At 64.9% G+C, this 14378-nt stretch carries 6 protein-coding genes; all 6 read left to right on the forward strand.

From position 1 onward, the window contains the following. The first annotated feature begins 316 nt into the window (after positions 1-316). On the forward strand, positions 317-1672 hold the full coding sequence (locus KY494_RS26690; protein WP_219888812.1) for an efflux RND transporter periplasmic adaptor subunit: 1356 nt from the start codon (positions 317-319) through the stop codon (positions 1670-1672). Next, entirely contained in the window at positions 1669-4797 is a 3129-nt protein-coding gene (locus KY494_RS26695; RefSeq protein WP_219888814.1) for an efflux RND transporter permease subunit, read from the forward strand. The genes KY494_RS26690 and KY494_RS26695 overlap by 4 nt, the downstream gene beginning before the upstream one ends. Beyond that, positions 4794-8042, forward strand: a complete 3249-nt coding sequence (locus KY494_RS26700; protein WP_219888815.1) for an efflux RND transporter permease subunit — start codon at positions 4794-4796, stop codon at positions 8040-8042. The genes KY494_RS26695 and KY494_RS26700 overlap by 4 nt, the downstream gene beginning before the upstream one ends. Beyond that, positions 8039-9463 (forward strand): efflux transporter outer membrane subunit, encoded by a 1425-nt coding sequence (locus tag KY494_RS26705; RefSeq protein WP_219888817.1) that lies wholly within the window; start codon positions 8039-8041, stop codon positions 9461-9463. Before KY494_RS26700 ends, KY494_RS26705 begins: the two co-directional genes overlap by 4 nt. Before the next feature lie 137 nt (positions 9464-9600). Next, positions 9601-12195 carry a chemotaxis protein CheB gene (locus KY494_RS26710; protein ID WP_219888819.1) on the forward strand — a complete coding sequence of 865 codons (2595 nt, stop codon included), beginning with the start codon at positions 9601-9603 and terminating at the stop codon, positions 12193-12195. After that, a complete protein-coding gene (locus KY494_RS26715) occupies positions 12192-14321 on the forward strand; it encodes a PAS domain S-box protein (protein WP_258194486.1) in 2130 nt (709 codons plus the stop codon). The genes KY494_RS26710 and KY494_RS26715 overlap by 4 nt, the downstream gene beginning before the upstream one ends. Positions 14322-14378: the final 57 nt, after the last annotated feature.

Consider the following 14378-nt stretch of genomic DNA (forward strand, 5'->3'; position numbering starts at 1 on the left):
GGCGCCGGGGCGCCAGGCCCCGCAAGCCTGATTTTTCCACCGTTCCCTCACAGCGCAGGCACGCCAGCCGCTCTTCCTGATCCTCCGATGCCAGTCTGGCTGTGTGTAATTGTTTCAAGTAGAAATGAAACAGATACATGACTATGCTAGAGTCGTTTCATGCTAGGGAGCGATGTTTTTTCAGCTGATTTTCAGCTCTTGTCTCCCCCGGCTGTGTACCGAAACAACCCCGAAAAACGGTCGTCCGGTCTGAGTGTGTTCCACCTCGGCCGGCGCCACAGACTCGCCGTGCCAGCGGCATATACAAGGATAAGCGATGGATTCGCAGACAACACCCAACACCCCGCGGCGCAGCCGCCGTTCGAAAATCGTCGGCACGGTCATCGCGCTGGCCGTGATGGCGGCGCTGGGGGGCGGTGCCTGGTACCTGACCCATTCCGGCGCCAGCGCCCCGGGCGGCCCCGGCATGGGCGGTCCTGGCGGTCCCGGTGGCCCCGGCGGACGGCGTGGCGGTCCTTCGACCACCGTGGGCGTGGCCACGGCCGTCAAATCCGACCTGCCCGTGGTGCTCGATGCGCTGGGCACGGTGACGGCCGCGTCCACCGTGACGGTGCGCCCGCAAGTGTCGGGTATTTTGAAGGAGCTGAAATTCAAGGAAGGCGGCATGGTCAAGGCGGGCCAGGTGGTGGCGCAGATCGACCCGGCGCAGTTCGAGATGGCGCTGATGCAGGCCACGGGTCAGCGCCAGCGCGATGAAGCGCAGCTGGAAAACGCGCGCCTGACGCTGAAGCGCTATCAAACCCTGCTGGGCCAGGATTCCATCGCGCGCCAGGACGTCGATACGCAGGCCGCCCTGGTGAAACAGCTGGAAGGCACCGTCATGACGGACCGCGCCGCCGAAGGCACGGCCAGGCTGAACCTGGGTTATACAAAAGTGGTGTCGCCGATCAGCGGCCGCGCAGGCCTGAAGGTGGTCGATATCGGCAACCTGGTCAGCACCAGCGACGCGGGCGGCGTGGTGGTGGTGACGCAGCTGTCGCCTATCGACGTGCAGTTTTCCGTGCCACAGGATAAAGTGCAGACCATCCAGGAGCGCCTGAATGCCGGCTCGGCCCTGCCGGCGCTGGCGCTGGACCGCACGCGCACGCACACGCTGGACAAGGGCGGCTTGAGCGCGCTGGACAACCAGGTCGACGTGCAGACGGGTACCGTGCGGGCCAAGGCCCGCTACGCGAACGACAAGATGGCCCTGTTCCCCAGCCAGTTCGTCAACGTACGGCTGGAACTGGGCAATATCACGGGCGCCGTGCTGGTACCCGTGACGGCCCTGCGCCACAGCAATAATGGCGACTTCGTGTACGTGCTGAAAGCGGATAAAACCGTCACCGTGCGCATGGTCACGCGCGGCCAGGCCACTACCGACATGGTGGAAATCCGCGCCGGCCTGGAAGCGGGAGAGCAAGTCATCACGGAAGGCGCCGACCGCCTGAAGGAAGGCGCGAAAGTCACGCTGGCGGGCGACAAGCCTGCAGGCGCGGGCGGCGCAACGGGCGCGAACGGCGAACGCCGCCACCGTCGCCAGCAGGCTGACGGCGCGGCCAGCGCGGCGGCTTCCGCATCCGCTTCCGCCTCCGCGCCGGCCACGGCGCCAGCGAAGGGCGCTGCGCAATGAGTCCATCGACGCCGTTCATCAAGCGCCCCGTCGCCACGGCGCTGCTGATGCTGGCCATTGTGCTGGCAGGGCTGGTCGGCTTCAAGTTCCTGCCGCTGGCCGCCTTGCCGCAGGTGGACTTCCCCACCATCCAGGTGCAGACCCTGTATCCGGGCGCCAGTCCCGAAGTCATGGGGCAGACCGTCACGGCGCCGCTGGAGCGCCAGTTTGGGCAGATGTCGGGCTTGCAGCGCATGAGTTCCACCAGCGCGGCCGGCGTCTCCCTCATCACCCTGCAATTCACCCTGGGCCAGACCCTGGACGTGGCCGAGCAGGAAGTGCAGGCCGCCATCAACGCGGGCGGCTCGCTGCTGCCGACCGACTTGCCGGCGCCGCCCGTGTACGCGAAGATCAACCCGGCCGACGCGCCCGTGCTGACCCTGGCCATCACGTCGGACACGATGCCGCTGACGCAGGTGCAAAACATCGTCAATACGCGTCTGGCGCTGAAGATCAGCCAGGTCAACGGCGTGGGCCTGGTCTCGCTGTCGGGCGGCCAGCGTCCCGCCGTGCGCATCCAGGGCGACACCAAATTGCTGGCCTCGTACGGCCTGGGCCTCGACAGCCTGCGCACCGCCATCGCGGCGGCCAACGTCAACAGCGCGAAGGGCAGTTTCGACGGTCCCACGCGTTCGTTTACCATCAACGCCAACGACCAGCTGGTGACGGCGGACGACTACAAGCGCCTGATCATCACCTATAAAAATGGCGCGCCCGTGCGCCTGTCCGACGTGGCCAATGTCGTCGACAGCGCGGAAAACACGCGCCTGGGCGCCTGGTCGGGCAAGCGGCCGGCCATCATTTTGAACGTGCAGCGCCAGCCCGGCGCCAACGTCATCAAGACGGTCGACGCCATCAAGGCCCTGCTGCCGGACTTGCAGGCCAGTCTGCCGGCGGCCATGAAGCTCGATGTGCTGAGCGACCGCACCACGGGCATCCGCGCCTCCGTCGAACACGTGGAAATGGAACTGCTGTTGTCCGTGCTGCTGGTGGTGCTGGTGATCTTCGCCTTCCTGCACAGCATGCGCGCCACCGTGATCGCCAGCCTGTCCGTGCCGATTTCGCTGATCGGCGCCTGCGGCGTCATGTATTTGCTCGGCTACAGCCTGAACAACCTCTCCTTGATGGCCTTGACCATCGCCACCGGTTTTGTCGTCGATGACGCCATCGTCATGATCGAAAACATCGCCCGCTACATCGAAGAGGGCGAGACGCCGATGGCCGCGGCCCTGAAAGGCGCGTCGCAGATCGGCTTTACCATCATCTCGCTGACGGTCTCGCTGATCGCCGTGCTGATTCCCTTGCTGTTCATGGGCGACGTGGTGGGCCGCTTGTTCCGCGAATTCGCCATGACCCTGGCCATCACGATCCTGATTTCCGCCGTGGTCTCGCTGACCCTGGTGCCGATGATGTCGGCGCGCTGGCTGAAAAGCCGTGCCGATGAAAAAGTCAGCGCCACGGGCCAGCGCATCCAGGCTTTCCTCGACAAGGTCATCCATCAGTACGACCATGCGCTGGTGTGGGTGCTGAAACGCCAGGGACTGACCTTGCTGGTGGCCCTGGCCACCTTGCTGCTGACCGTAATCCTGTATATAACCATCCCGAAAGGCCTGTTCCCCACGCAGGACACGGGCCAGCTGCAGGCGCGCATCGAAACCTCGCAAGCCGTCTCGTACGAGCGCATGGCCACCTTGCAGCAGGCGGCCGCCAGCGCGTTGCTGGAAGATCCCGCTGTCGATACCCTGAGTTCCCTGGTGGGCGTCGATGCGGCCAACAATACCATGCTGCACACGGGCAGCATGCTGATCAACCTGAAACGCCCGCGCAGCGGCAGCCAGGACGAGATCATGGAGCGCCTGCGCAACCGCGTGGCCAAGGTGGCCGGCGTGACCCTGTATCTGCAGCCGACGCAGGATCTGACCATCGATGCGGAGTCGGGCCCGACGCAGTACCGCGTCTCGCTGGAAGGGGCCGACACGGCCACCGTCACCGAGTGGGCCGGCAAGCTGGCGGCGCGCATGCGCGAGCAATCGCAGTTGCGCAATGTCGTCACGGACGCGGGCGCCACGGGCGCCGCCGTCACCGTGGCGATTGACCGCGACAGCGCCGCGCGCATGTCGGTGACCACGGCCACCGTCGACGACGCGCTGTACAACGCCTTCGGCCAGCGCATTATCTCGACCATTTTCACGGAAACCAACCAGTACCGCGTGATTCTCGAAGCGCAGCCCGGCATCGTCACCACGCCGGCCGACCTGTCGGAACTGCAGGTGCGCACGGGTTCCGGCAAGTCGACGCCGTTGTCCGCGTTTGCCAGCGTCAGCGAAAAACAGGCGCCGCTGCAGATCACGCACGTGGCGCAGTACCCGGCCACGACACTCGGCTTCGACACGACGCAAGGCGTGGCGCTGGGCAGCGCCGTCGACGCCATCCGCCAGGCGGCGAAGGACATCGCCTTGCCGCCATCGGTGACACTGACCTTCCTCGGCGCGGCCGGCGCGTATGAAAATTCGCTGTCGAACCAGCTGTGGCTCATTTTGGCCGCCGTCGTCTGCGTCTACATCGTGCTGGGCGTGCTGTATGAAAGCTACATCCACCCGCTGACGATTTTGTCGACCCTGCCGTCGGCCGGCGTGGGCGCCTTGCTGGCGCTGATGATCTCCGGGCAGGACCTGGGCGTGATCGGCATCATCGGCATCATCCTCTTGATCGGTATCGTCAAGAAGAACGCCATCATGATGATCGACTTCGCCATCGAGGCCGAACGCGACGAAGGGAAAAGCCCGCAGGAAGCCATTCACCAGGCGGCGCTGCTGCGTTTCCGCCCGATCCTGATGACGACCCTGGCGGCCCTGTTCGCGGCCGTGCCGCTGATGCTGGGCTGGGGCGAGGGCGCCGAGTTGCGCCGTCCGCTGGGCCTGGCCATCTTCGGCGGCCTGATCGTCAGCCAGGTGCTGACGCTGTTTACCACGCCCGTCATCTACCTGGGCTTCGACCGCCTGGGCCGCCGTTTCGGCAGCAAGACGGGCGGCGCGGTGAACCTGGATAAACCCGGGGACCATCCTCAGCCGGGGAGCGCCGCGTGAACCTGTCCGAACCGTTCGTCAAGCGCCCCATCGCCACCGTGCTGCTGACCATCGGCATCGCGCTGGCGGGCATCGGCGCCTTCTTCGTGCTGCCCGTCTCGCCGCTGCCGCAGGTCGACTATCCGACCATTTCCGTCAGCGCCAGCCTGCCCGGCGCCAGTCCTGAGACCATGGCCACCTCGGTGGCCACGCCGCTGGAGCGGCGCCTGGGCGTGATCTCGGGCGTGAACGAGATGACGTCGTCGTCGGGCACGGGTTCGGCGCGCATCAACCTGCAGTTCGACCTGAACCGCAAGATCGATTCGGCCGCGCGCGAAGTGCAGGCGGCCATTGCCGCCGCGCGCGTGGACTTGCCTGCCACCCTGCGCAGCAATCCGACGTATCGCAAGGCCAATCCATCCGACGCGCCCGTGATCATCCTGGCGCTGACGTCAAAGACGCGCACGCCGGGCCAGATCTACGACGCCGTGTCGAACCTGGTGCAGCAGAAAGTGGCGCAAGTCAAAGGCGTGGGCGACGTGGAACTGGGCGGCGGCTCGCTGCCTGCCGTGCGCGTGGAACTGCTGCCGTACCAGCTCAATCACTATGCCGTGTCGATGGAAGACGTGCGCGCGGCCATCCAGGCCACCAACGCCAACCGGCCCAAGGGGGCGATTTCCGGCGACGCGCGCAGCCTGCAGATCTATTCGGGCGCCAGCACGGCCTCGGGCGGGCGCAGCGCGGCCGACTACCGCAGCCTGGTGGTGGCCTGGCGCGACGGCGCCGCCATCCGTCTCGACGACGTGGCCGAGGTGGTCGACGGCGTGGAAAATACGAATACCCTGGGCCTGTTCAACGGCGACCCGGCCGTCATCGTGCTGATCACGCGCCAGCCTGGCGCCAACGTCATCGCCACGGTCGACGGCGTGCGCGCGCTGCTGCCGCAACTGCAGGCGCAGCTGCCCGGCGACATCAAGCTGCAGGTGGCATCCGACAGCACCAATTCCATCCGCTCGTCCCTGCACGAGATCGAATTCACCTTGATCCTGTCCATCGTGCTCGTCGTGCTGGTGGTCAGCGCCTTTTTGCGCAGCGTGCGCGCCACCATCATCCCCGCCGTGGCCACCATCGTCTCTTTGCTGGGCACTTTCGGCGTGATGTACATGCTGGGTTTCAGCCTGAACAACCTGTCGCTGATGGCGTTGACGGTGGCCACCGGCTTTGTCGTCGACGACGCCATCGTGGTGCTGGAAAACACGCAGCGCCACATCGAGGCCGGCATGGACCGTTTCAAGGCGGCCCTGCTGGGCGCGCGCGAAGTGGGTTTTACGGTGCTGTCGATCAGCCTGTCGCTGGTGGCCGTCTTCATCCCGCTGCTGTTCATGGGCGGGCAGGTGGGGCGCTTGTTCCGCGAATTTGCCGTGACCCTGTCGGCCGCCGTGATGATTTCGCTGGTCATTTCATTGACCACCACGCCGATGATGTGCGCCTGGCTGCTGAAGAGCGGCGAGCAGCACAAGCCGCCCGGCCTGGTCGCGCGCTGGTTCGAACGCGGTTTCGAGCGCATGCTGAAAGTGTATGAACACTGCCTGGACTGGGCGCTGTCCAGCGCCGCGCTGGTGATGACCATCCTCGTGTTCGTCGTCGGCCTGAACGTGTATCTGTTCGCGGCCGCGCCCAAGGGCTTTTTCCCGCAGCAGGATACGGGCCAGATCAATGGCGGCATGCGCGCCGACCAGAGCATCTCGTTCCAGGCCATGCAGAGTAAATTGCGCCAGCTGGTCGACATCATCAAGGACGATCCGGCCGTCGCCACCGTCGTGGGCTTCACGGGCGGCGGACGGGCAGGGGGCGGCTTCATGTTCATCGACCTGAAACCCGCGTCGCAGCGCACCGACAAGGGCCAGGCCGTGATTGCCCGTCTGCGTCCGCAGCTGGCCAAGGTGACGGGCATTTCCCTGTTCCTCAACCCCGTGCAGGATTTGCGCATGGGCGGGCGCTCCAGCAACTCGACCTACCAGTACACCCTGATCAGCGACAACCAGGCGGACCTGAAGAAATGGGCGGCGAAGCTGGCCGACCAGATGAAGCTGCAGCCGGCCCTGATCGACGTCGATACGGACCAGGCGGAAAACGGCGTGGAAACCTTTGTTTCCATCGACAAGGACCGCGCCACGCAGCTGGGCGTGCAGGTGCGCGACATCGACAACGCGCTGTACAACAGCTTCGGCCAGCGCCAGGTGGCGACCATCTACGATGAGCTGAACCAGTACCACGTGATCATGGAAGTGGCGCCGCGTTATGCGCAAAGTCCGGAAGCGCTGCGCTCCGTGTATGTGCCGGCGTCGATTGCCGCCAGCACTGCCACGACCACCAGCGCAGCCGTGGCCACCAGCGCATCGGCGGTCACCGCGACGACGTCGAACACGACGGCCGCGCGCGATCCGTCCAGCGGCTCGGCCCTGTCCACGACCCTGGCGCACATGGTGCCGCTGTCCTCGTTCAGCACCTTCGCGGAAAGCTCGACGGCCACGTCGATCAACCACCAGGGCGGCGAGCTGGCCACCACCGTGTCGTTCAACCTGGCCGACGGTTATCCGCTCAGCGACGGGCAGGCGGCCGTGGCCCAGGCGGAGTCGGAAATCGGCATGCCGGTGAATGTGCGCGGCAGCTTCCAGGGTTCGGCGAAGAGCGCGCAGGACAGCAACAAGGAGCAGCCGCTCTTGATCCTGGCGGCCATCGTGGTGATCTACATCGTGCTGGGCATCCTGTACGAAAGCCTGATCCACCCGATCACCGTGCTGTCGACCCTGCCCTCGGCGGGGGTGGGCGCCGTGCTGGCGCTGCTGCTGTTCCGCATGGAGTTTTCCATCATCGCCCTGATCGGCGTGTTCCTGTTGATCGGTATCGTCAAGAAAAATGCTATATTGATCATCGACTTCGCGCTGGAGGCCGAGCGTTCGCGCGGCTTGACAGCGGTGGAAGCGGTGCGCGAGGCATGTTTGCTGCGTTTCCGCCCCATTCTGATGACCACCCTGGCGGCGGCGCTTGGCGCCTTGCCGCTGGCGATCGGTTTCGGCGAGGGGTCCGAGCTACGCCAGCCCTTGGGGGTCGCCATCATCGGCGGCCTGATTGCCAGCCAGTTACTCACATTGCTGACCACCCCGGTGGTCTACATCCTGCTCGACAAGCTGCGCACGCGCAGCGCCGACGAGCAGCAATTGAGCCGCATTCCTGGGCCAGATAACCCGAGCACACAATCATGAAGCAAATAAAACCTATCGTATCGACCGTCCCCGCACGCCACCTGCTGGCATTGGCGGCGGCCGCAGTTCTCCTGGCCGGCTGCGCCGTCAGTCCCGCGTATGAAACGCCGACGGCCGCCGCGCCGCAAACGTTCAAGGAGGCGGCCGGCTGGCAGCCAGCCGTGCCGGCCGACACGCTGGAGCGGGGCCCGTGGTGGACCCTGTTCGGCGACGCGCAGCTGAACCAGCTGGCCGAAGGCATCGACATATCAAACCAGAACGTGGCGGCCGCCATCGCCGCGTACGAGCAGGCGCGCGCGCTGGTGCGCGAACAGCGCGCCTCGCTGTTCCCGACCGTGAACCTGACGGGCAGCGGCGCGCGCTCCGGTGGCGGCGGCGAGCAGCAGACGAACAACAACTTCAAGGCCGCCATCGGCGCCTCGTGGGAACCGGATATCTGGGGCCGCTTGCGCGCCGGCGTGACGGGCGCCGATGCCAGCGCCAGCGCCAGCGCGGCGGACCTGGCAGCGGCGCGCCTGTCGGCGCAGGGCGAGCTGGCCACCAATTACTTTTCGCTGCGCCAGAGCGATGCGCAGATCGCGCTGCTCAATTCGACGATCGACGGCTACAAGCGGGTGCTCGACATCACCGGCAACCGTTTCAACTCGGGCATCGCCGCCAGGTCCGACCTGCTGCAGGCGCAGACGCAGCTGGCCAATGCGCAGATCGACCTGTCGAGCCAGACGCGCGCGCGCGCGCAGCTGGAACACGCGATCGCGATTTTGCTGGGCAAAGCACCGTCCGACTTCAGCCTGGCCGTGGCGCCGTGGACCCTGACCGTGCCCGAGGTGCCGCTGGGCGTGCCCTCGACCCTGCTGCAGCGCCGGCCCGACATCGCGGCCGCCGAGCGCAGGGTGGCCGTGGCCAACGAGCAGATCGGCATCGCCCGCTCCGCCTACTATCCGAGCCTGAATTTGACGGGATCGTATGGTTCCGGTGCCAGCCGTGTGGGCGACCTGTTCAATGCATCGTCGAGCCTGTGGTCGCTGGGCGTGTCGGCCGCGCAAACGCTGTTCAACGCGGGCGCCACCACGGCCAGCGTGGACGCGGCCAAGGCGGGGCATGAGGCGGCCGTGGCGCGCTACCGCCAGACGGTATTGAGTGCCTTTGGCGCCGTGGAAGACCAGTTGTCGGCCACGCGCGCGCTGGCCGAGCAGCTGGCCTTGCGCCAGCAGGCGTCGTCCGCCGCCGACCAGGTGGAGCAGCAGATGCTGAACCGCTACAACGCGGGCCAGGTCGGCTACACGGACGTGGTGACGGCGCAAGTGACGGCCCTGTCGGCGCGCCGTTCGCTGGTGCAGGCGCAGGCGGACCGCCAGACGACGGCCGTGGCCCTGATCCAGTCGCTGGGCGGCGGCTGGCATGTGCCGCAGGCGCAGTAGGCGCAGTAGGCGGCAGGCTGGCGCAGGCTGAAAAACCTGTGCCAAATTCGCGTTTTCCCGTGCATCTTGGGTGCTAGAATGCAAGATTATCCATCCGCCAGCCTGGCGCACGTGCCGTGGCTGCATTCTTGCCGACGATGACACGCAGCAAACACAGCAAAGCTCCAGCGCATGAGGTGGCCGCCATCGATTTTCCCGTGGTGGCCATCGGCGCGTCGGCCGGTGGTCTCGACCCGATTGTCGCTTTCCTGACGAATGTGTCGCCGCAGAGCGGCATCGCCTATGTGGTGATCCAGCACCTGGATCCCACACAAAAAGCCATGTTGCCGGAACTGCTGCAGCGCGCCACCAGTATTCCCGTCACGGAAATCACGCAGCGCGCCGCACTGCAGCCGAACCATATCTATGTGATCCCGTCCAATGCGGACCTGGGCCTGTCCAAGGGACACTTTGTGCTCAGCGAGCCGCTGCAGCTGCGCGGACACCGCCTGCCCATCAATGCCTTTTTCGAAAGCCTGGCGGCCGAGCTGGGCGAACTGGCCGTGGGCGTGATTCTGTCCGGCATGGGCAGCGACGGCACGCGCGGCTTGCAGGCCATCAAGCAGGCCGGTGGCCTGACCCTGGCCCAGCATCCCGATACGGCCAAGTTCGACATGATGCCGCAAAGCGCGATTTCCGCCGACGCGGTGGACCTCGTCGATTTTCCCGACAAGATGCCGGAAAAGATCGTCAGTTACCTGTTTCGCAGCAGCTTCCTGGCGGTGCCGGGCAAGGAGCCGAGCGGACGCAATGCATTGCAGGAAATTGTCGCCTTGCTGTCCGAACATACGGGCAACAGCTTCTCGGACTACAAGATCAATACGGTGCTGCGCCGCATCGAGCGCCGCATGAGCTTGTACCAGATGACGTCGATGGAAGAGTACATTCCCTATCTGCGCAACAATCCTGCGGAAATCGACCTGCTGTTCAAGGAGTTGCTGATCGGCGTGACGAATTTTTTCCGCGACGCGAAGGTGTGGGAGTACCTGAAGATGGTGGTGGTGCCGCAAATGCTGGCGGCCCACCCGGACGGGCGCGCCTTCAAGGCCTGGATACCGGCCTGTTCCACGGGCGAGGAAGCCTATTCGCTGGCCATGGTCTTCCATGAAGTGGTGGCCAGCAGCAACCCGCCGTCGAAATACAGCCTGCAGATCTTTGCCACCGACCTGTCGGCCGACGCCATCGACCGCGCGCGCCAGGGCCGTTTTCCGCCAACGATCAGCAGCGAAGTGTCGACCGAGCGCCTGGAACGGTTTTTCATGCAGGACAAGAGCGATTACCTGGTCAGGAAAGAGATCCGCAACATGATCATCTTTGCCCAGCAAAATGTCATTTCCGATCCACCGTTCACCAAGCTCGATATCCTGTGCTGCCGCAACCTGTTGATTTATCTTAATGCCAAGCTGCAACAGCGCTTGATTCCCCTGTTTCATTACGCCTTGAACCGCGATGGCGTTTTACTGTTGGGCAGCGCCGACACGCCCGGACATTTTTCCGAGCTGTTCGCGCCGCTGACCACATCGACCCGGCTGTACCGGCGCCTCGACAACCTGGCGCGCCAGCGCTTGCTGACGTACTTTCCCACGAAGGTATCGTCGGCCACTCCTCCTCCCCCCAGCGACACGAGAGACGTCAGCATGCCCGGAAAAATCCAATCCCATGTCGAGCAATTATTGCTCCAGAAATATTCGCCTGCGGCCGTGCTGCTGAACCAGGAGGGGGATATCCTGTATATCAACGGCCGCACGGGCGCCTTCCTCGAACCGGCGGCTGGCAAGGCCAACTGGAATATCCACGCGATGGCGCGCGAGGGCTTGCGCTACGAGCTGGCGGGGCTGATCACGCAGGCGCTGCAAAGCGACAGCCTGGTGCGCCTGACAGGCCTGGTGCTCAAGGATCACGCAGGGCCGGCGCAGGGCGTGGACTTGACGGCGGAAGCCTTGCGTCAGCCCGAAGCGCTCTGCGGCATGGTCTTCGTCACGTTTGCCAGCGTGCCGCTGGCGGCTACGCCGCGCCGGGGCCGCTCGTCGAGTCCCAAGATGCTGGAGCTGGAGCAGCAGTTGATCCAGGCGCGCAATGAAATCCAGGCCGTGCGCGACGAAATGCAGACCTCGCGCGAAGAGCTCAAATCGGCCAACGAGGAATTACAGTCGACCAATGAAGAATTGCAATCGGCGAACGAAGAGCTGACGACGTCGAAGGAAGAGATGCAGTCGCTCAATGAGGAGTTGTACACCGTCAATGCCGAGCTGCAATCGAAGGTCGATGATTTGTCGCTGGTCAACAGCGACATGAAAAACCTGCTCAATAGTACCGATATCGCCACCATTTTCCTCGACAGCGAGCTGCGCATCCGCCGCTTCACGGCGCCGGCCACGCAAATCTACAAGCTGATCCAGACGGACTTGCGCCGCCCGCTCAGCGACATCGTCAACGACCTCGATTATCCGGGCCTGGAAGACGATGCGCTGGAAGTGATCCGCAGCCTGGTATTTTGCGAGCGGCAAGTGGAAACCAAGAACGGGCGCTGGTACAACGTGCGCATCATGCCGTACCGCACGGTGGAAAATGTGATCGATGGCGTGGTGGTGACCTTCATCAACATTACAGAGTCGAAACTGCTGGAAGCCCAGTTGCGGCAAATCCAGTCCGGCGCCGCGGCAGACGGGAAAGCGGGAGAGAGCGCGTCATGAGCGAACCATTCGACGACGGGTGCGGGCCGGCCAGGTTGCGAGAGCAGGCCGAGCAATTGGCGGCGCTGCAGCGTCAGTCCATCGCGCCGCCGCAGTCGAATGAAGAGGTGATGCGCCAGCTGCATGAATTGCAGGTCAGCCAGATCGAGCTGGAAATGCAGAGTGCGGCCCTGGCCGAGCTGGAACAGCTGAAGAATGAGTTTGAAAGCAGCCGCGACCGTTATGCGCAGCTGTATGAACAGGCGCCCGTCAGCTATTTTTCGCTGGCGCGCGAGGGCGTCATCACGCGTGTCAATGTGGCGGCCTGCGGCTTGTTGCAGCGTGACAAGAACCAGCTGCTGGGGCGGCGCTTCGAGCAATTTGTCGCGCCGCAGGCGCAAGGCAGCTTCCGCCGCTTTCTCGATGCCGTCTTTGCCAGCGGCGCGCGCCAGGTGCTCGAGGCGCAACTGTTCGAAGGCGAAGCGGGCGGCATGGGCGGCATGGTGCGCATCGAGGCCAATTTCGACGCGGCCAGCGCCACGGCGCGCATGCTGGTGACGGACTTGGGCGACGAGCATGCGCGCGAATCGGCCTTGCGGCGCGCTTTCGTCATCCTCGACAGCATCCGCGAAGGCGTGCTGGTGACGGACAGCGGCAACCGCATCATTTCCGTCAATCCCGCCTTCACCACCATCACCGGCTACCAGGCGGAGGAAGCCATCGGGCGCGATCCGTCCTTCCTCGGCGGCGGCACGCATTTGCCGCATTTTTATGAAGCCATGTGGCGCAGCCTGCACCAGGATGGCAGCTGGTATGGCGAACTGGTGAACCGGCGCAAGAATGGCGAGCGCTTCGTCGAATCGCTGTCGATCACGCCCATGCGCAGCCCGGACGGCAGCATCAGCCACTTTGTCGGCGTGTTTTCCGATATCACGGAACGCAAGCTGGCCGAAGCGGACTTGCGCGAACTGCACCGCGAACTGGACCAGCGCGTCATCGACCGCACGGCCGAATTACTGCGCGCCAACCAGCATCTGCAGCTGGAAGTGCAGCAGCGCGAGCGGGCACAGGAAGCCTTGCGCGATGCCGAGCGCTTCTTTCACGCCACCATCGATTCGCTGACGGACCGGGTGCTGGTGCTGGACCAGGCGGGCAGCCTCGTGCATGCCAACCAGGCGTGCCTGGCCTTCGTCGGGCACACGCCACGGCCGCTGCAGTACCTGGAATTCTGCGAGACGGACCCGCGCTGGCAGCGCAGCGCCGGACGCGAGCTGTCCGCCGGCATCCGCGCCGTGATTGCCGGCACGGCCGACACGTTTGCGCTCGAGTATGAATTTACCACGCGCTCAGGCCCCCGCTGGTCGCAGGCCAGGATCAGCCGTTTCCTCGGTGAAGGGCCGCTGCGCGTGGTGGTGGCGCACACGGACATTACCGAGCGCAAGCTGATGGATGGCGCGTTGCGCCAGTCGCATGCGCAGTTGCGCCAGCTGGCGCTGCACCTGGAAACGGCCAAGGAAGACGAGCGCAAGCGCATTTCGCGCGATATCCACGATGAACTGGGGCAAAACCTGCTGGCGCTGCGCATCGATATTTCCATGCTCAGCGCGCGCACGGAAGGTTCCCATCCGCGCCTGCACCGGCGCGTTGGCGCCGTGCTCAGCAATGTCGACACCACTATCAAGAGCGTGCGCGGCATTATGAACGAGCTGCGCCCGATGGCGCTGGACCTGGGCTTGCAGGCCGCCATCGAATGGCAGGTGGGAGACTTCCGCAAGCGCAGCGGCGTCGTTTGCCGCCTGCTGATACGCGACGAGGCCCTGTTTGCCGCCATCGGCAGCCAGGTCGAGATCGTGCTGTTCCGCATCGTGCAGGAAGCGCTCAGCAACGTCATGCGCCATGCGCAGGCCAGCCAGGTCGAGATCGAGCTCAGTTCGGATGCCTGCGCCGTGTATGTGGTCATCAGCGACAACGGCATCGGCATCACGCCGCAGCAGCAGCGCAAGAAGCAGTGCTTTGGCCTGATCGGCATCGCCGAACGCGTGACGGCGCTGGGCGGCCACTTCGAGGTGGGCATGCCGGCCTCGGGCGCCGGTTGCCGTTTGTCCCTGCAGATTCCCTTGCCGGGAGCGGGGCGGCCGGCCGCCTGATACGGAAATTGCAATGGGTTAATTTTTTGCCGACCCGGCCCCCTTGGACAGGCTATA

It is taken from the genome of Janthinobacterium sp. PAMC25594 (assembly GCF_019443505.1).
In the GTDB taxonomy this organism is placed as follows: Bacteria; Pseudomonadota; Gammaproteobacteria; order Burkholderiales; family Burkholderiaceae_D; genus Janthinobacterium.

Bases quoted from the DNA above. Each gene is read 5' to 3' on its own strand.
- KY494_RS26710 (WP_219888819.1), top strand. From the start codon at position 9,601: ATGACACGCAGCAAACACAGCAAAGCTCCAGCGCATGAGGTGGCCGCC.
- KY494_RS26705 (WP_219888817.1), top strand. From the start codon at position 8,039: ATGAAGCAAATAAAACCTATCGTATCGACCGTCCCCGCACGCCACCTG.
- KY494_RS26690 (WP_219888812.1), top strand. From the start codon at position 317: ATGGATTCGCAGACAACACCCAACACCCCGCGGCGCAGCCGCCGTTCG.
- KY494_RS26695 (WP_219888814.1), top strand. From the start codon at position 1,669: ATGAGTCCATCGACGCCGTTCATCAAGCGCCCCGTCGCCACGGCGCTG.
- KY494_RS26715 (WP_258194486.1), top strand. From the start codon at position 12,192: ATGAGCGAACCATTCGACGACGGGTGCGGGCCGGCCAGGTTGCGAGAG.